22 protein-coding genes and 1 pseudogene are annotated in these 17579 nt (G+C 65.5%); 15 read left to right on the forward strand and 8 right to left on the reverse strand.

Translation table 11 applies throughout. From position 1 onward, the window contains the following. Window positions 1-112: 112 nt before the first annotated feature. The 14 genes from G6N67_RS14465 (at window position 113) to G6N67_RS14530 (ending at window position 12423) form a co-directional block, all read left to right on the forward strand. Window positions 113-325 (forward strand): sigma factor-like helix-turn-helix DNA-binding protein, encoded by a 213-nt coding sequence (locus tag G6N67_RS14465; protein ID WP_081812485.1) that lies wholly within the window; start codon window positions 113-115, stop codon window positions 323-325. Further along, complete coding sequence (locus G6N67_RS14470; protein WP_163642196.1) at window positions 322-495, forward strand: hypothetical protein; 174 nt, start codon at window positions 322-324, stop codon at window positions 493-495. Before G6N67_RS14465 ends, G6N67_RS14470 begins: the two co-directional genes overlap by 4 nt. Then, window positions 492-1841, forward strand: coding sequence for a neutral zinc metallopeptidase (locus tag G6N67_RS14475; protein WP_036431400.1), 1350 nt, complete (start codon window positions 492-494; stop codon window positions 1839-1841). The genes G6N67_RS14470 and G6N67_RS14475 overlap by 4 nt, the downstream gene beginning before the upstream one ends. Window positions 1842-2073: 232 nt before the next feature. After that, window positions 2074-2952, forward strand: a complete 879-nt coding sequence (locus tag G6N67_RS14480) for a PD-(D/E)XK nuclease family protein (RefSeq protein ID WP_036431402.1) — start codon at window positions 2074-2076, stop codon at window positions 2950-2952. Window positions 2953-2995: 43 nt separating this feature from the next. Beyond that, window positions 2996-3268 carry a hypothetical protein gene (locus G6N67_RS14485; protein WP_036431405.1) on the forward strand — a complete coding sequence of 91 codons (273 nt, stop codon included), beginning with the start codon at window positions 2996-2998 and terminating at the stop codon, window positions 3266-3268. Further along, window positions 3255-3638 carry a hypothetical protein gene (locus G6N67_RS14490; RefSeq protein ID WP_036431408.1) on the forward strand — a complete coding sequence of 128 codons (384 nt, stop codon included), beginning with the start codon at window positions 3255-3257 and terminating at the stop codon, window positions 3636-3638. The genes G6N67_RS14485 and G6N67_RS14490 overlap by 14 nt, the downstream gene beginning before the upstream one ends. A 116-nt stretch (window positions 3639-3754) precedes the next feature. Further along, on the forward strand, window positions 3755-3985 hold the full coding sequence (locus G6N67_RS14495; RefSeq protein ID WP_131524651.1) for a hypothetical protein: 231 nt from the start codon (window positions 3755-3757) through the stop codon (window positions 3983-3985). A gap of 1 nt (window position 3986) precedes the next feature. Beyond that, a complete protein-coding gene (locus tag G6N67_RS14500) occupies window positions 3987-4853 on the forward strand; it encodes a hypothetical protein (RefSeq protein ID WP_036431415.1) in 867 nt (288 codons plus the stop codon). Then, window positions 4850-6892: a hypothetical protein gene (locus G6N67_RS14505; RefSeq protein WP_036431418.1), complete on the forward strand. Its 2043-nt coding sequence runs from the start codon at window positions 4850-4852 to the stop codon at window positions 6890-6892. The genes G6N67_RS14500 and G6N67_RS14505 overlap by 4 nt, the downstream gene beginning before the upstream one ends. A gap of 12 nt (window positions 6893-6904) precedes the next feature. After that, a complete protein-coding gene (locus G6N67_RS14510) occupies window positions 6905-7330 on the forward strand; it encodes a hypothetical protein (RefSeq protein WP_036431421.1) in 426 nt (141 codons plus the stop codon). Window positions 7331-7344: 14 nt separating this feature from the next. Beyond that, window positions 7345-8418 carry a hypothetical protein gene (locus G6N67_RS14515; protein WP_131524652.1) on the forward strand — a complete coding sequence of 358 codons (1074 nt, stop codon included), beginning with the start codon at window positions 7345-7347 and terminating at the stop codon, window positions 8416-8418. Between the two features lie 964 nt (window positions 8419-9382). Next, the gene (locus tag G6N67_RS14520; protein ID WP_036435187.1) at window positions 9383-9946 is read left to right on the forward strand and encodes a recombinase family protein; all 564 of its coding nucleotides are present in this window, start codon (window positions 9383-9385) and stop codon (window positions 9944-9946) included. A 277-nt stretch (window positions 9947-10223) separates the two neighbouring features. Continuing rightward, entirely contained in the window at window positions 10224-10967 is a 744-nt protein-coding gene (locus tag G6N67_RS14525; protein ID WP_036431433.1) for a hypothetical protein, read from the forward strand. 961 nt (window positions 10968-11928) lie between these two features. After that, complete coding sequence (locus G6N67_RS14530; RefSeq protein ID WP_163642198.1) at window positions 11929-12423, forward strand: hypothetical protein; 495 nt, start codon at window positions 11929-11931, stop codon at window positions 12421-12423. Between the two features lie 249 nt (window positions 12424-12672). Here G6N67_RS14530 and G6N67_RS14535 read toward each other — a convergent pair whose 3' ends face one another. The 3 genes and pseudogenes from G6N67_RS14535 to G6N67_RS39660 all read right to left on the reverse strand — a co-directional run. Beyond that, window positions 12673-13086 carry a hypothetical protein gene (locus tag G6N67_RS14535; protein ID WP_036431439.1) on the reverse strand — a complete coding sequence of 138 codons (414 nt, stop codon included), beginning with the start codon at window positions 13084-13086 and terminating at the stop codon, window positions 12673-12675. Next, window positions 13083-13622: a hypothetical protein gene (locus tag G6N67_RS14540; RefSeq protein ID WP_036431440.1), complete on the reverse strand. Its 540-nt coding sequence runs from the start codon at window positions 13620-13622 to the stop codon at window positions 13083-13085. Before G6N67_RS14540 ends, G6N67_RS14535 begins: the two co-directional genes overlap by 4 nt. Window positions 13623-13846: 224 nt before the next feature. Continuing rightward, window positions 13847-13948, reverse strand: a pseudogene (locus G6N67_RS39660) (hypothetical protein); the annotation flags it as partial. 314 nt (window positions 13949-14262) lie between these two features. Between G6N67_RS39660 and G6N67_RS14545 the strand changes: the two are divergent. Continuing rightward, on the forward strand, window positions 14263-14595 hold the full coding sequence (locus G6N67_RS14545; protein WP_081812487.1) for a hypothetical protein: 333 nt from the start codon (window positions 14263-14265) through the stop codon (window positions 14593-14595). 46 nt (window positions 14596-14641) lie between these two features. Here G6N67_RS14545 and G6N67_RS14550 read toward each other — a convergent pair whose 3' ends face one another. The 5 genes from G6N67_RS14550 to G6N67_RS14570 form a co-directional block, all read right to left on the reverse strand. After that, a complete protein-coding gene (locus G6N67_RS14550; protein WP_131524656.1) occupies window positions 14642-15526 on the reverse strand; it encodes a hypothetical protein in 885 nt (294 codons plus the stop codon). A gap of 43 nt (window positions 15527-15569) precedes the next feature. After that, window positions 15570-15896, reverse strand: coding sequence for an Imm51 family immunity protein (locus tag G6N67_RS14555; RefSeq protein WP_051578638.1), 327 nt, complete (start codon window positions 15894-15896; stop codon window positions 15570-15572). Window positions 15897-15995: 99 nt separating this feature from the next. Further along, window positions 15996-16577 (reverse strand): hypothetical protein, encoded by a 582-nt coding sequence (locus tag G6N67_RS14560; RefSeq protein WP_131524657.1) that lies wholly within the window; start codon window positions 16575-16577, stop codon window positions 15996-15998. Window positions 16578-16652: 75 nt separating this feature from the next. After that, on the reverse strand, window positions 16653-16931 hold the full coding sequence (locus G6N67_RS14565; RefSeq protein WP_036435198.1) for a hypothetical protein: 279 nt from the start codon (window positions 16929-16931) through the stop codon (window positions 16653-16655). A gap of 82 nt (window positions 16932-17013) precedes the next feature. Beyond that, window positions 17014-17529 (reverse strand): helix-turn-helix domain-containing protein, encoded by a 516-nt coding sequence (locus G6N67_RS14570; protein WP_036431444.1) that lies wholly within the window; start codon window positions 17527-17529, stop codon window positions 17014-17016. Between the last annotated feature and the right edge of the window lie 50 nt (window positions 17530-17579).

Here is a 17579-nt window from a genome sequence, read left to right on the forward strand (position 1 = left end):
TCGTCAAGGTGCTAACGCGACGTTAGCAGCAAACCTACTCAGCGCCTAGTCGTACAGTACCCCTATACGCCTGACCAGGGTAAATTGTGGAATGTCAAGGTAAACTTGACCTATGACCACGCCCCACAGCAACGACGAGCGGCTATCCCGTATAGCCGATGCGTGGGACGCTGCCCAGGCAACCCGCCATGCCTCCCGTGAGAACCTCGCCCATGCAATTCGCGCTGGACACCGTGAAGGGCTCACCTACGCGGAAATCGGACGCTATCTCGGAATCAGTCGCGAGCGCGTACGCCAAATTGCACAGGAGGGACAGGACGCATGACCGCTGACCACGCCCTCACCATCACCGCTAGCACCGTGCTCGCTGTCACAGTGACCGCCCTGACCATCGCACTCGCAACGGCAGCCCCGCGTGAAGTGTCGCAGTCCCCAACCCCCACGCTCCCGGAGATGTACGCCGACGCGTGGAATCAACTCAAGGAATCACCATGACCACCCACCCCTTTCGAGCCTCGATTGCCTCGCTTACCGCCGCTCTCTTGCTGACCTCGTGCGGGTCGCTGGCATTAATCCCTGAGCCCGATATCGCCGCAGGGGACACCGCTTCTACGTCCTCCGCGCCATCAGACACCGCCTCGTCGTCCACGCTTCCCGAGGTGGAGGGCACGGACGGGGGAGACCTCGACCGCGTTGCAGCGCAGACCATCGCTGACATGCAGGAACTCGTTGACCTCCCCTCGACCCTCCGCCTCGTGTCGTGGGATTCGACCCAACCGCAGGGGAACTCGTGGTGCAGGGGAGAGATTAAGGACGCGCTGAGCAACGCCGTGGTGTGCCGCGTTGACCCGCTGCTAATCGGCTGGGACAGGACATTTCTCCGCAAGCTCCACGACGCGAACGGCGACCTCGGTATCGCGTTAGTCATCGCCCATGAAATGGGACATGTCGCCGACGTGACGAGCGACGCGGGAGAGGGCGATTCTGTGATTGTGCGTGAGCAGCGCGCCGATTGCGTTGCGGGAGCCTATATCCGCTCACAACGGGACGCGGGCGAGATTCCTGAGGACGCCGTGGGCAACGCGTTCCTCGCCATGCTGTCCTTCGCCGACGTGCCCCTGAAGCCAGGGCAGAACCCCGCCGACGCACACGGCACGGGTGGTGAGCGGCTGAGCGCGATGCTCCAGGGCTTCAACGGGGATGTCGATGCCTGCCTCGCGATCACTCAGCCCGAGGTCGATGACCGCCGCTTGCGCCTCCCGCTGACCGCCGCCGAGGGCGAGGGTGACATGACCTGGAACCCCCGAGTGATTGACGGGGCATACAGCACTGCAGTGGCGTTCACGGGCGCTGTGGAACCTCCTCGGTTCGTCTTCAGCCCCTGCCTCCCTGGCGACCGTCCCGCGACCATCTGCCCCGATGGAAGCGTGTACGTAACACCCGAATCCTTGACCTCGTACACCGACACCATCCGCCGCGCGGCGACTACCCGCGTGGGGGACGGGACTGGACTTGGTGTCCTCGTCAATACCGTTGCGACTCGCTGGCTGGCGTCACAGGACATCCTCACCACAGGCGAGCAGGCAGCTCTCCGCGCAGCGTGCGTCGTGGGTATCACGCTGGCACGCATGACCGTCGATGTGATTGGTGCTCCCATCCTGTTGTCCGCTGGCGACGTGGACGAAGCGTTGACCGAGGTGCTCGTGCGGGGGCTCACGACCTCCGACCGAGATGGGTTGGTTCCTGCGTCCGTCCCCGACAGGGTGCAGGCGTTCCTTGCAGGCGTCTACACCGTCACGGGACCAGGAGCGTGTGTGTCGATGTACCCCGAATCGCGCTAGGGGACGCCACTTTCCGTTGTCCCACTTCAGGCAGCCGACGCTCCGCCGCGAGGTGACCGCCGCGCCGCCAGCAGACCAGCGCTGACCTGCACGTATCCACGTCCCACCCGAGACGGCCCAATGGGCCGTCTCGGGTGCAGAGCATCCCGAAGCGCGCTGACCTGGGCTTCGTACAGTCCCCCTATACACGATATTAGGGACAATAGTCAAATGTCTATGTAACATAGTCATCATGACCGCAGCTCTCGCCCTGCCCTTCGCCACCAGCGCCCCGCTGTCCTCGGTGCCGACCGTGGTACCGCAGGGCGCGGCGTACGCAATGCCCAAGCTCCCGAGCCGCTGTGAGCCGCGTGTGGACGGACGCGGGTATCACCTGCCCGCTGTCCCCGATTCCGACGCCCCAGCGCCTCCGTACGCGCGTGCCACGACCGTTGCGAAGACGCTGGAGGAGCGCGGCGGACTGACCAAGTGGTCGCTCAACCAGGTGCTTGCAGGCTTGACCTCGAATCCCGCGCTCCTGGCGGGATTGGACGCTGATGCTGACAACGACACCATCGACCACGTAGCCGAACTCGCGCACGCCGCCGCTGGTGCTGGAGACGCGGCGACCTTCGGTACCGCTGTGCACGCGTGGGCGGAAGCCGTGGATTTGGGCGTGTGCACCGTGGACGAGGTGCCTGAGGAACTCCGTGGACATGTCCGCGCCTACCGCGCCGCGTGCCTCGCGGCAGGGCTGACGGTGGTGCCCGAACTCGTGGAATGCGTCATCTACAACCACATCACGGGAGCCGCTGGGCGCATCGACCGCATCATGCGCGACGCTGACGGGCAGCTCGTCATCGTTGACCTGAAGACCAGCTCCTCACTCAAGAACAGCTTGCTGAGCATCGGCGTCCAGCTCGCGCAGTACGCATCTGCCTCTTGGCTTCTGAGCGCTGACGGCACGCACTGGCTCCCGTTCCCCGAGGTGCGCCAGGACATCGCCGTGGTTGTCCATGTCCCCGCGAAGGTGGACGACCAGCCCTACGCCGACGTGCTCGACATCGACCTGACCCGAGGACTGGACAACCTGTACCTCGCTGTAGAGGTGCGCGAAACCCGCGCTGCTTGACCCTGAATCCCTGACCCCTACCAACCGACAAGGAACCCCACACATGACCAAGTACACCGACGATGAACTCATAGAGCTGCTGACCGCCGACCAGGCGGCGCACGACGCGATGCACGCGAAACTCCGCGCCATCACTACCGAAATCGCCGAGGCGCAACGCCATCTCGCCGAACTGCGGGAGCGCCGTCACGACACCATCACCACCGCGCGGGCAATGGGTTGGACATGGCAGCGTGTGGGGGACGCCTTGGGCATTCCCCGAAACGCGGTTCAGCAGATTGTGCGCCTGGGGGAGGAGCGCCGTGGACGCGACTGATAGTGCAGATAGGCTGTCCCGCATCCCCCTGGACGCCGAGTACGCGGCACAGTGGGGCGTTGAGAACTTGTGCGCGGGTTGGACTCCCGCCGAAATACGGGACGCTGCTGCAATGTGCGCGGAGTTCGCGACGGCGTACCTCGACCTGATCCACGCGTTTGAATCGACCGCTGCCGCCGTATCGGCGTTGCACATGACCACTCCCGTTGACATCGCGCCGCTGTTCCGTGGCATGGAGATTCAGAACGCCACTTGGACGGAGCGCCTTATCGCAGACGCGGACGCGAACCGTCGCTCGGCGATAGATAACGTCCGCGCCGCTGGCGCTCTGCTCTGGCTCGCAGGGCAGCGGGAGTCGGGCGCGTCATGACGTTTGCCGAGCCTTGTGTTGAGCCGACGTTAACACCCTGGACGAGAGCCGACCGTACAGTCCCCCTATACGCTCTGACCTGGTGTAATGGGTTGACCTTCACGTACCATGAGGGTATGACCGATGACGACTCACGAGTGTTGCTGGAGCAGCGTCTCGATGACGCTTGTGCAGAGCATCGCCGTGCGTTGCAAGCGCTACGGGAGGCGCGTGTAGTACGCAACGCCGCCGTCGCCGACGCTCGCGCTGGTGGGTTGACCTGGGAGCGCATCGCCGACCACTTCGGTGTAGTGCCCACCGCGCCGATTGCATGGATGCACCGCGCCAATTGCGAAGGGGGACACTGACATGGCTAGCGCTGATGACCTCATTGACCTATTCGCGAAGGGCGTGCGGATGGGAGAGGACACTGCGAAGGCGGGCGCGAACGCTGCCGATGGACTGAAGACCGCAGCCCGTTCCACTGACGGTGCTGCTGATGCCACTCATGCCGCTGACACCGCTACTGACGGCGCTCGTGCCACGGACGGTGCCACCATCCCCGATGTCCACGGCAAGGATTGGGTGAAGGTGTCCCCTGCGGGGGACAAGCCTGACGGCAAGAGCGGGGGATTCCTGGATTGGGCGAAGCGTCACAAGCGCGGTCTGGGAGTTGGACTGGGAGCCGCAGGGCTCGGAACCGCTGGCGTCCTCGGATACCGCGCGCTGAGCGGCGGCGACAGCGGAGGAACGTCCCACGAAGACATCATCTCCCCTCCTGGTGGTCTCGTCGGCGATGCAAAGCGCGCTGTAGGAGCTGGGGACGGGACGAACGGAGCCATCGTGAAGATGGACACAGCCGTCGTTCGCCAGCTCGCCGCTGACCTACGCACCCAAGCCGATAACGCTGCTGCCCTGGCGACCTCTGCTCCTGACGCTTTCGCCGCGTACCGCGCGTGGCTGACGAGGGACGGACTGGGCGCGCCTACCCGTGACGGCAAGGCATCGCCTGTGGTCGCGGACTTCGACGCCGCCCTCGTTGAGGCTGAGAAGCGCTACATCGCTGTGGCGCAAGGGCTCTCCGCGCAGTTCGAGGGTGACGCCGTGAAGCTGGAACGCGTCGCCGCTGAGTGGGAGGACATGGAGACGGGCAACGCGGAATCCATCAACTCCGTGGACACCACCGTGACCCATGCTAACCCCGCCGCAACACCACCTAAGGACGTGCTCCTATGACCTCCGCGCTCAACGTCATCGGCGTAACCACCTCGGTTGCGTCGCTCACGGGACTCGGTAGCCCCGATCCCGACAGGCTGCGCCACCAAGCCCCCGAAGCAGGACGCACGCAATATCTCCCTGTGTCGGGTGTCGGCGGCATCGACGGCGACGCTGGGGACGCGGATTCCGTGGATGCCTTCGACCGCACCATCGACCAATTCAACACAGGCACAATGAACTACCAGCCCACGCACGTGGACGCATTCTGCGCGGGCAAGGGATGCGAAGCGGGCGGCGACTGCGGCGAGACCGTGGAGGGCGTCCCCGCGTTCCACGAAGCTGAGGCGTTACAGCCCCTGCTCGACGCGTTCGCGGGACTGCACGACGTGATGACCGCTGCCACTGCTGCGGTGACGCAACAGGCGGGGGAACCGTCAGCCGACCGACTTGCCGCTGTATATGCGGGCACAACTGGCGGGACGTTCAACTTGAACGCCGTCAACAATGCCACCACCGACGTGGAGGACGCGCTCACCATCACCGCCGCTGCCACACATGAGGGTGCGACGAACGCCCTTGGCTCACTTCGCCTATCAGTACAGGCGCTACGCAACGTGCAGGCTGACCGCGCTGCCCATCACGTGTCCGCTGCGGAGTGGCTGCTGGCTGCCCCGCTCGCCGCTACGGGTGTGGGGCTCGCCGTGGGCGGTCTCGGCTTGGGGATGAACGCCTGGAACGTGCTCAAAGGCTCAGGGGACACCACGCGTGGGACGGAGGCGCTCGGAGACGCGGCAACGGCGCTGGAGAACGCGACCACACTGAACGACGAAGCCGTGCAATACCTCCGCGCCGCTCTGGCTGAGTGGACGGTGACCCCGAACGGCAACTCCGTGACCACGAATCTGGAAGCCCCGAAACCTGAGGCGACGAAGGTAGGGGACACCACTCCAATCGGGGAGGCGCTGCCGAGCATCACTGACCCTGGTGCGCCCTCGCTCGCTCCCGCGCTGGACGACGTGTCCGACGACGAAGACCTGGACGACAAGCTCGCGAAGCTGCTGGCTTCCGAAACCCCGATGCCCGACATGGGTGTGCCCAGCGCGGGAATGCCCGCAGGTGGCGGTATGCCGTCCATGGGCGGCGGGGGAATGCCTGACATGGGCTCAGGAATGAGCAGCCCGCTCTCCGACCCGCTGGGCGACGAGGAGCTGGCGGAACCGCTGGACGACCTGAGCGAGGACGAGGACGACGAGATGGAGGAGCCGCTGGACGACCTCACCGACGAGGGCGATGAAGCCGTGGAGCCACTGGACGATCCCACCGATGGGCTGGACACTGAGCCCAAGGACGACGCAGCGCCCGAGACCGCCGAGGACACAGGTGAAGTCGCCCCCGTTGCCGCTGTCGAGACCGACCCGAACTCCGCCGAAGCGCGGACGGCGGACGTGGGCAACGGACGCCAGGTGGAGTTCCCGAGCGCCAAGCTCGCCGCTCTCGCGGACACCCTCGCGCGGGGCGCTGAGCAGGGTCTCGGCTTCACGCTGGCGCAGGAGGCTTCCGAACTGGGATTCCAGATTCCACCTGACGGTCAGGACATCGGCAAGCAGGTTCCCACGAGCCTGATGCAGGCAGGGGACGTGCTGGTGAGCAGTGCGGGCACGGGCATCTTCATCGGCAACGACGAGGTGATGATGGAGAACGGCGACATCGTGCCTGTGTCCGACGCCGCTGTGTTCGACGGTCAGAACCAGGGCATCTTCCGCCTGGACGAAGGCGGGGACTCCGCATCGCCGACCGCTGGCGCGGAGACCACCACCGTGGCAACTGGTGTCGCGCAGCCCGTGGGCGATGGTTCGGTAACGCCGCTCGCGGGTGACGTGACCCCTGTGGTGTCCACACCTGGCGAAGCGACCGCGCAGGCGGGCACCCCTGGCGTCCCCGACGATGAGGAAGCGGGACTGTCCAGCACTGATGACACCGCTGCGGGTGCCGCGTTCGGTGACACCGACAACGGCGCAGGTGCATTGAATCCCGACGACGTGTTCCCAAGCAGTTAGGAGGGCTGAACCATGAGCACGCTTGAGCTGGCACTCGGCACGCTGGGCGCGACCATCGCGCAGCGGGCGATGGCTGATATGCCCGCGCTCGATGCACTGGTAGACCCGTACCGTGCCCACCCTGACAGCGACTTCGGGGACAGGGACGCCGTGATGGAGCGCAGGCTCACTCAACTGGTGGCGAAGCTCCGCACACCATCCCTGTCCCCGAAACGCGGGCAGATGGTTCACGTCTCGCGACGCGGCTATGACATCGCCAACTCGGGCAGCGAGCAACGGGCGGACGGGACGCTCGTGTTCGGCGCGGGAACCCTTGCGCTGGAGAAGATTCTGCGCGACGACGCCGCCAACCCCGCGTTCGGCGGGAAGGCGGGATCGGTACTCCGAGACCGCGTGAACGCATTGCCCAAGCCCGACCTACCTACAACCAACCGATAAGGAGAACACACATCATGGCTACAGGAGGACTACCCCCGTCCACCACCCCGAACTTCGACAAGGTGGTGCGAGGTCACTACCCCGAACTGGACGAGACCGCTTACGCGGCAAGGGCAACCGAGCAGCACGCGAACGGCATCAACGCGTTCGCCAGCGCAGAGACCGTGACGAACATGGCGGTCAGCGTGGCATCGAGCATGCAGGGGGAGACCGCCGACGCGGCAGACTCGCAGTTCGCTACGCGCGTTGCGAACTTCACGGCTCAAGGCGCGACCTTCGAGAACCGCTCGGTAGCAACGGCTCTCTCGGCGCAGAACATCCTCAACGCGAAGACCGAACTCAATGCCCGCGCCGAGGCGTTCGACATGGAGTGGGAGGCGACGAAGGCGCGAGCTGTCGCCGAAGGCTGGGATCAGCCGCGTATCCAGGCGGAGTTCGATGCACTACTCGAACAGGCGCAGGGCGACGCCGACGCCATTGCCGCCAACTTCCAGTCCGCCAACACTGAGCTGAAGGGACACATCGCAGCAGGAACGGAACCGTCCGTCCCCGCTTCGATGCCCAGCGGAGCGCCTGGCGCGGGAGCCCCGAGCTTGGAGCTGCCGCCTGAGCTGATGAGCCAGATGCAGGGGATGCTCGGTCAGGGTATGGGGATGGCGCAGTCCCTCCCGCAGAGTCTGCAAGGGCTCACTGGGCAGGTGCAACCGCTCATCGACCCACTGCTCCAAGCGATTCAAGGCGCGGCTGGCGGCAGCGGGAACGTCAACGTAACACCCGAGATGCTGGACGAGATGCTGGCTGGACAGGAGAGCGAGGGTGGAGGTGGCTCAGCGTCCAGCGCTCCTGAGGCTCCCTCTCCCGAGGGCTTCCAGGGTGAGAACGCGGACACCGAGCTAGAGGAGCCGAAGGCTGAGGACACCGAGTCCGAGGGTGAGGGGGACGATGAACCCGCAGGTGAGGACACCGCCGAGGCGGCACCGAGCCCCGCAGCGTCTCCCGTGACTCAGGTGGCAGCACCGCCTGAGAGCGCCAAGGTGCCCGAGACCACCTTGTCCTCGGATGAGGCACTCGCGGAGCTGTTCTCATGATGCGCCCGCTGATTGTGGGAGCGGTGAGCATGGTGATGGCTGCTGTGTTCGCCGTTCCCGCACACGCTGATTCCACCCGCTGCGATTCGGTGACGACCTACCCACTGGTCGCGATGCCCGCACCGTGGACGCCTACCAGCCTGTGTGAGGCACGGGAGGCGCTGCTCGACCACACGATGCTGCCCCAGAGAGACGGGACGCGATGACCAACGAGGAGAGGAACGAGGAAGATGACCGAGACCAACACACCCGCTGGAAAGCGGCGCACCTGGCGGCAGGCTGCTATCGCGGGAGTAACACTGACCGCGATAATCGGCGGGCTACTCGCTGTGGACGTGGCGAATCGTCCAGAGCAGCAGGTGGACTGCGCCGTTGACCTGAGGGACATGGGCGACGACGGCGACGGAACAGGTGGGCTCGCGAACTTCGGAGACCCCCCGAGTTGCGGACACGACCTGGACGCAGGAGGACTTACAACGCGCCAAGGACGCCTTCCGTGCGGAACTGGGTAGGCGCGAAGCCGAGAAGCTCGCAGCGGGCTGCACTGATCCACTGCCGTTCCGTATCTGACCCGACCATGTGCAATTCCCAATCTGACGGCGAACACCAGCCCCATTCCAGCGTCACCGTCACGCCCGTCCTCGGCGGGCTGCGAATCACAGGCGTGACGCGGTATCTCGGCTACACGGATAACGTGGTGCTCCCGCCCTCGGACGCCCACACGCTTGCCGCCTGGCTTCGGCGCGACGGTGACGTGGATGCGGCGGAAGTGATTGAGGCAGCGTTAACGTCGGGTTAGGCGTGCTCGGGCGCGGTACCTCCGCTGTCGCATATCTAAAGATGTGACACGCCAACGCAACACCCATGCGCAGCATCGAAACCCGCAGGTCGCCGCTGCGATATGACACCGAGATATGCGACTGTCGCAGATTCCGTGTCAGATGACCGCTTTACGCTCCAGACCATGAGCACCGCAACGTATCTCCGTGTGAGCACGGGACACCAGACCGTCGAACAGCAGCGCGACACCCTGGCTGCCGCCAGCATCGCCGCCGACCGTGAGTTCGTGGACATCGCCTCAGGACGCGCGGGCGCTGACCGCCCTGGCTGGCGGGACTGTCTGGACTGGCTCCGTGAAGGCGACACCCTGGTGGTCGCCGCTGTTGACCGCATCGGGCGTTCCGTGCGCGAGGTCGCCGAGGCGCTGCACACGTTGACCGAACGCGGTATCGCCCTACGTTCTCTCCGTGAGGGCGTGGACACAGGAACGCCGACAGGTCGCGCCGTCGTGCAGATTATGTCCAGCATCGCCGAGCTAGAGCTGGAGCTGGGCAAGGAGCGCCGCGCTGCGAGCCGTGAGACTCGTTTAGCGCGTGGGCTTCCCGCTACACGTCCTCCGAAGCTGGCAGGTGACCAGCGTGAGCGTCTCGTCCGCCTATATCGCAACGGGGAGCCCGTTGAGGAGCTGGCGGCGATGTTCGGGGTGAGTCGAGCGACGGTGTTCCGCTACGTGCGGGTGGCAGGTTAACCCTTTACGATGTCGCGGCGCGGGGCTCTGTTGTGTTCACTCGGTGCTGCTAACCACGTGTTAGCTCGTACCCCGCCAATCTGCACACCATCCCTGTACAGGCGTGTTCTAGGGGACATGGACGAGTTCGCTGTAGGCTGGATACATGTGCAGAGCAACCGACGAGGGCGGACGGCGTTGCCCGAGCAGCCACGCCCCGAAGTCCGACACATTCAAGGCGAAGGACGCCGCACGGAAACGCGCTGAGCGAGCTGCCAAGCGCGGTAGCGTCGCGTCCATGTCCCCCAAGCAACGCCTGGCTGACCTGACTGAAGCGGGCGTCCAGCGCCTCACCGCCCGCATACCTGGTCTATCCGATGACACCGCGCGCGAGGTACTGCTCAAGACCGCACGGGAGTACGCCACACGTCCCATCGCCATCGAAGCGGGAACCCGCCTAATCGGGCAGTGGCAAGGCGGTGGCTCGCCTTCCCTGCTGGTGGACAGTGTGGACGACGATGGGTACTTGACCATCACCAAGCGCTCCGTGGGTACGGATTTCCGCCATGCGGTGGAGCTGCCGAAGCCGATGCGGATTCACCGCGACCTGCTGGCACCGCCGCCGATCCTGGACGAGGCGCGCGATGACGGGCGGATCGGCGGGCGTCCAGCGACGATAGAGACCCGTAGCGCGCAGAAGGACGTGGGAATGTCCGAGGTGGCGAGCATGGATCGTGATTACGCCGCAGAGGACGCCGCCGAAGCCTTGAAGGCTGGGCTGGGACGTGACGTTCCAGCCGACCATGCCGCTGCGCTGCGGGAGGAAGCCGACACCATGCTGACCGAGCTGTACGCCGACTCACCAGCCAATAGTCCTGGTCCCGTGGACTTCTGGGTCGCGGGCACCGCAGGCAAGGTCGCGAAGTCCGCCACCTTAACCGACATCCAGCTTCCATTCGCCACCGTCAAGCTGCGCGGGCAGGAGCCCGCCCGTATCAACATCTGGACACGTTCCGCGTTCCGAGAAGTCCTGGAACCATAGCGACCAAAGCGTTATTTCCCCAGCTCAACGACGTGTCCCCTGGTACACTAGACCTATGTGCAGGGCGATTCATGAAGGCGGGCGAAGGTGTCCAGGTGGACACGGGGAGAACCGCGCTGCTGTCCGTCGTGCGGAGCGTGCCGCGAAGCTGGCAGCGAAACGCGAAGCCCGCGCAGCACGCGCAACCCGTTACCGCGCAACGCAACTCCACCAGGCTGATGAAGCCCAGCAATTCATCACTGTGACTCGCGACCTCGCCCTGGATGACCGTGCCGTAGCGCTGGAGCAGCGTCTCGGAAGCCTGGACGCTGAGCCAGGCTCCCACCGTGCCGAGCGTGCCGTCCTGACCGCCGAACTCGCCCACGTTCAGGGCGCAATCTCCGCGCATAAGCGCGCCCAGTTCCTCCGAGAGATTGGGATAGACCCGATGCTGACCGACCACGACGTGACCCGCCAGGTGTACCAGCGCGCAGGGCTCCCACAGCCCTCCGAAGCGGCACTCGTGGCGGCGTACGGAACTCGCGCCGATGCCCCAACGCCTCCGACCACCGTGAAGGGTAGGGACGTAGTTCCTGACCTGCGTGTATCACCCGTCTCGGGGAACATCGGGGCACTTCCGGGTGAGTCGAAGGAACTGCTCAGGATGCACAAGCGCCGTGACCTGATAGCTGCTACGCCATCACACAACCCTGAGACCCTGCGCCGACTGGACGCGCGTATCGCGGCGGCGGAGGCGAAGTCGAAGGTGCACCAGGCACACCGCTCCCAGTCCGCCGTGCCCGCACCCACACCCGCGAACGTGGACACCGCACCTGCTCCCGTGCCTAAGCCTCAGTCCGTCGAACCGCCTGCCTCGCGTGTCAACGTCCCGCTGACACCGCCTCTCACGCCGCCGACCACGGTTCCCGTGACCGTGCCTATGTCCGCGAATGTCCCGCCTGTGTCCGCGAATGTCTCGCCCATGCCCACCCCACCCACTGCCACCGCGCCGTCGAGCACCGCCACAACGGGCAAGGGACACGCTACTGACCAGCGCGAATCACGTGCCAGCATGCCGAGTCCCGAGGTGGTGGACGCCAATCGCCAGCGTGTCGGTGTCCTCGTGGAGCAGCTCAAGGCGAGGGGGCAGGACGACGAGACGACCCGCGCGCAGATTGCCGCTGTCCGCGACGCGGAGCCCGTCGATTCCCCGTTGCGGGTAGCGCTGACCGAGGCGTGGGAGGCGCTGACTCCACGTAACTCCACGCCGAGGGACACCACCCCTAACCTGCGGGAATCACGCACACGTCCGCAATTCATCGCGCCAGCGGGTGGTGGTTCGCCGTTCGAGGCGCTCATGGCTCAGATGGGCGTGCAGGAGCGTGAGGAAGCCCTTGCGCGTGTCCGCGCTCAGCGGGACGCCGACGAGCACACCAGCTCATCGTTCGCACACGTCCTCGCCGAGATGGACGACTAACCGAGCCCCGTAGCCCTCAGTTCCGCGACACGTGCCTGCTCACAACGCGAATCGTCGCCTCCCGAATGGGCGACCCACTCCCCGCGAGCAGGTAGTCGCCAGTGCGTGCGTAACCGTGTGCGGCGAGAAGCTCTCCCGCCACGTCGGTGCAACGCTTCCCGCGCGGTATCTCAGTGCGCGCCACAGTGTCCCCGTGCTCGTCGCTTATCCACACGACCCGCGTCACGCGGTTGTAGCTGATGCGCGCGCTCATAGCCCCGCAGCCATCCAGACCAGCGGGTCGATATGCCCATCCACCGCGACCGCGACCAGTCCCCGCGCCACTGCCGCCGTCGCCGTCAACCCCGTATGCAGTCCCGCGACCGCCTGCGCTGCCGCTATGAGTTCGGTGTCCCCGTCCCACCCTTCCGAGGCACTCCACGACACCATCCGCCCATCCGCCAGCGTCACCTCCAGCGTGACATCGAGCAGGTCTCGGGGCATGAGCCGAGGCGCGGGGGACACGGAAAGAGGCAGGTCAAGCCCAGTGTCGGGCTCGTAATCGCGAATCCAGGGCTCAGGCTCCGCCGTCCAGCTCCACGCGTCGTACCAGGGGTAGGCGTCGTCGTCGGCGTCCTCCAACGCGTCGATATCGGCGATTAGGGAGTCCAGCGAATCGGTCACGGGGACGCCTCGGTGTAGCCCAGCTCATCGGCGTGGTCAGCGCACAGCGCGCGATACCAGCCTCGGCGGTGACACGGCACACCAACACCACCACACACCTCGCACACCGTCCGTGAATCCACCTCAGCCTCCCAAATCAGCGACTGTGCAACGGGATTCGCGCCTTTCACGTAGACCCTCAGCTCCGCGAACTTCGCCTTAACCTGCACATACTGAATGCCAGGACACACCTCTACCACGCGCTCGTGCATTTCCAGCACCAGAGGTACCCAACCCTCGGGAACGCCGATTCCGATGCAGGGCTCGGCGCGGTGGGCGTTGAGCGGTTCCAGGGGGTCAGGCTCTGGGTCAGTCTCAGGCATCGGGACGACCTTGCCGAGGGATGGGTCAGCCTTCACGGCGGCGACCAGTGCCTGCGCCGCTTCCTCGGTCGTGTGGGCAACGGGGAAGGTGAGGCAGCCGTCCTCAATCCACACGACGAACTGCACGGTGCCATCGGCGGTCAGGGTCTCGTAGTACGTCGGCTCGCTGGTCATGGGCACATCGTCGCTCCAGCCGCAGACAATGCGCCAGGAGCCGAAGGGGACGTGATGCACTGGTGAGATGTCACACTGCTCCTGTGATACCTACTCCTATCTGCGGCGTTGATACGCCAGGATGTCACGGTGGTGTCACAACTCCTGCAACCACGCCTGGGATAGAGCGACGTTTACCTGGGCTGTCCGGAATTTCCATACACATATCCACCTGGGGAAACGGGCTACTCTCGCCTTGAAAGCGAGAGACGGCTAACACCGTCCGGGGGTTCAAATCCCTCCGCCACCGCTCTTGGAGTGGCGGGTTTTCCGGGACTCGTGACATGGCGCGTGGGATCCGAACTCGATTCCGTTGCCGTCCTTGTACTTTCGAGTGCAAGCGCCGGTGCAATCCGCCGGGAATGCTCGATGTGTCGGCCCAGCAAGGACGTGAGCATCTGCGGTGTAGCCACCGCGACGCATGCGGACCCAATCGGTAAGGCTTTCAATCGCGTTGATAACGGCCATGCCGACAATGTGGCCTGCTTCCATCCGGTGTTCATCATGGAGACTGAATCTGGACGCCGCGGATGCGGATCGCTGTGGGTTCGGATGGTCGTCCGACGCGCACGTGGAGTTTGCTGAAGTTACCATTTACGTTATGGCATGTGTGGATGAATCCGACTGGCCCTTTGCTACGCCGGTCAACATCGCGGCCTTCACCACCCGTCAGGTTCTCGAGGATGGTCTACCGGTCCTGACCGTGTTTCACGATCACCAAGGTGAATGGCAGTTCGTGTGTGAGACTCCGGACCCGATCCGGGAGATCAAGCTCGCGTGCATGGGGTGCGTGGTCGGTGCCGACCCCTCGCTGCGCGCGTTGGCGGATCTCCCAGTGGGCTGGTTGGCGTTCCGGCCGTCTCCGGAGCACGAGTGGTACCGCGAGGAAATGCCCCCCGACGAGGTCGAGGACGACTCCACCCGTCACCGGTGACGGTGGCTCGCGCTGGCTTGCTTGCAGAGGCGTTGAGAGCCGCAGCCTATTTTTCGATGAGGTGCACCACGAGGGTGAGTCGACCGGATGGTGTCCACGCGCCGACGGCGATGTTCTCCGAACCCAGATACGTGAGCTTCTCGATCTCTCCGTCGTCGCCGAAGTCGATCGGCAGCACGATGCGTTCGGGCGAGTCGAAGTTCTCGTCGGCAACGATCAAGGCGTCCTCGGTCGCGTACACAGCGACTCGCTCGTCGTTGATCCAGCAGCCGGCGAGGCCGAAACCGTACTCGGCGTCGACGGCGCTCGCATCGAGCCGTGAGGTCTCCTTCAGATCCGGCCACGAGAGCACCCGTATTGTCTGCGGATCGCTGTGCGGCGTGACGAGTAGCCTCGAGCCCGATGGACTGAAGCCCGCGAACACGGGATCATCTCCTGTGAGGATCTCCGTCAGGTGTAGGCGCGTCCCCTCGACGTCGACGCGGAAACCGAGGACACCGTCCTGTCCCATGGCGAGCTCAAGAATCGCCGTGTCGTCGGCGGGATGGGGATGCAGGAAGGCGCGAGCATCATCCGCGTCGATAGCCTGGTCGTCGAGGATCGCCCCGGTCGCGGGATCGAGCAAGAGCAGCCGGTGACTCTCACCTTCCGGGACAGCGACGACGGGTCGACCGCCCAGGAGCGCGGTCGCGTCGGCGGGTAGCCCGGGCACCGTGACCACCTCCTTTCCGGCGATGACGAGGCCGTCGGCGGAGGCGAGTATGACCAGATCGAGGCCGGATGCCGCAAGGACGCAGACGTCGCCCTCCAGAGGGAGCTCTCGCTGCGCCTTCTCGGTGAGTCTGTCGTCGAGAAGACGCACTGCTCCGTCTCGCCACAGCGCGAAAGCCGATTGCCCGTCCACTTCGCCAGCGGAAACGAGGTCCGACATCGGGTCCAAGATGGCGATCACGTCAGGGGAGATGAGCATTCGACTAGTCGTCGAACTCGTAGCCGTCGGCCTCGGCCGTGGTGACCACGTCACGGACCTTCGCGGGATCGTTCACCACTGCGGCGAGTGCGGCACCGAGTTGCTCGAGTGCCGCGCGGTTGGTGCCGTACGCGCAGAACATCCCGGCTTCGCTGTCAAGCCCCACCTGTTTGACCAACTCCGGTGCCACGCGCTGGGCCACGCCCTCCCAGAAGTAGCCGTTGGGCTCGTGGTCGAGCGCCTCAACCGCTTCGTCAGATGGTGTCTCCCCGGCGTTGAGCAGGAGGGAGTAATTGCCGGTCGACGTCTCGACGATGCGGAGGGGTTCCATGGTTCGTGACGATATCCGCCGCCACCTCAATCTCATTCGTGCGGGGACTGTCACCCAGGCGGCTTCATCCATGGAGCAACGCTTGGCTGCCGTAGGCGATCAGTCGGTGTCGTAGTACCACCACCGCGGCATCACCTCGGGGCCAATCCCCGAGTCGCCGCCCCGATCAGGCGCCTCCATCCCGGAGGGCACGTAGAGCAACCCGTCCCAGCTTCTGTCGAACTTGATCAGCACGGTCCCGCTCGCGTTCGTCTGGACCGTGGCGGGGTAGCTGCCGATCCAGCGGTGCTGGGCCTCGCCACGCGCCGGCGGGTGGTCGGCCACTGCGAGCACCTCGGCGCGCGCATTCGCCCATCGCACCTTCTGCAGCACATTCGTACCGATCAACAGCATTGACAGGGCGATCACCGCGGCGACCGCAGCGATCGGGGCCGCCACCTGCCGACCGCGTGCGGCGCACACGCCGAAGTACACCGCGCCGACCAGCAACAGCGGAGGTCCGACGAAGAACGCCGGGAAGATCCAGCCCATGCGCTCGAACGGCCCGCCGCACCACACCAGCGTCCAGCAGAGGTAAGCCGCCGCAGCGACGAACACGACGTCGACGAAGCTGAGGATCCACGCTCCTGCGGTTCGGTGCTGTGGGCGCATCAGGTGGCGCGCCTCCCGCAGGGCGCCCATGTGCGGCTCCATATCTCGCGGATCGTCACGCCGAGCAGTGGGGCAGCTGTTTCGTGTCGGCCCGCTCGGCGGCAGTCAGATGGCGTCGCCGGGAACGTTGGTGCTGACCTGGAGGCCACCCTCATTGATCCCTCCACCGCCGTGATACTCGTTGAGATACTCCCCGTGCCACCGCGGCCAGTCCAGGTAAACGGCTCCCGCGCCGGCACGGTAGCGCCGGTACTGCCCACGAGCGGTGCGCAGCGAACGACGTGCCTCCCGAGCGGCCCGCCGGGCAGCGCTCCTGGCCGTGGACTCCTGCGCGGAGGTTAGCTCGCCGGGAGGATCGCGGAAGATTCGACGGTTGCTGAACATGTATGCCAGTGTATATCCGAGCACATAGAGGTGCACAGCGAGAGGAACGGAAACGTTGCTGGCCGCGTTGTCCGGCGAGGCCTCACCGCGGGGTCGTGATCACCACCACCGCCTCCGCGGCACCGTCGACGGCCGCGAACCGATGGCGGCGATCGCTCAGCCAGGTCAGCGTCGCGCCCTCTTCGACCACGGTCTCCTCGCCGACCGGTCCCGCCAGCACCTTTCCCTCCACCACGGTGAGGTGCTCGCGGACGCCGGCTCCATGCGACGGTGAGACGTGCTCTGCGCCCGAGGGGAACTCCAGACGGAACACCTCGACGGTGACCCGGGGCAGGTGCCGCACGGACAGCAGCACCGTCCGCATCCCGCCATGCGCGGCCGAGTGTGCGCCGGGGGATTCGCCGACCAGCGCGGTGAGAGGTACATCGAGGGGTTCGCAGAGCGCATAGAGCGTCTCGACCGTGGGGTTGCGGCCGCCCGATTCGATCTCGGACAGCGATCCCTTGCCGACGCCTGCGCGGCGCGCGAGCTCGGACAGGCTCAGACCGCGCTCGACTCGTAGATCCCGTAGCCGGCGACCGACCTCTGCCGCGTTCATCGTTCCATGCTACGTTCCGTTTACAGAACGTTCCGTATTCAGAACGGAGG

Origin of the sequence: Mycolicibacterium mageritense (assembly GCF_010727475.1) — a bacterium.
In the GTDB taxonomy this organism is placed as follows: Bacteria; Actinomycetota; Actinomycetes; order Mycobacteriales; family Mycobacteriaceae; genus Mycobacterium; species Mycobacterium mageritense.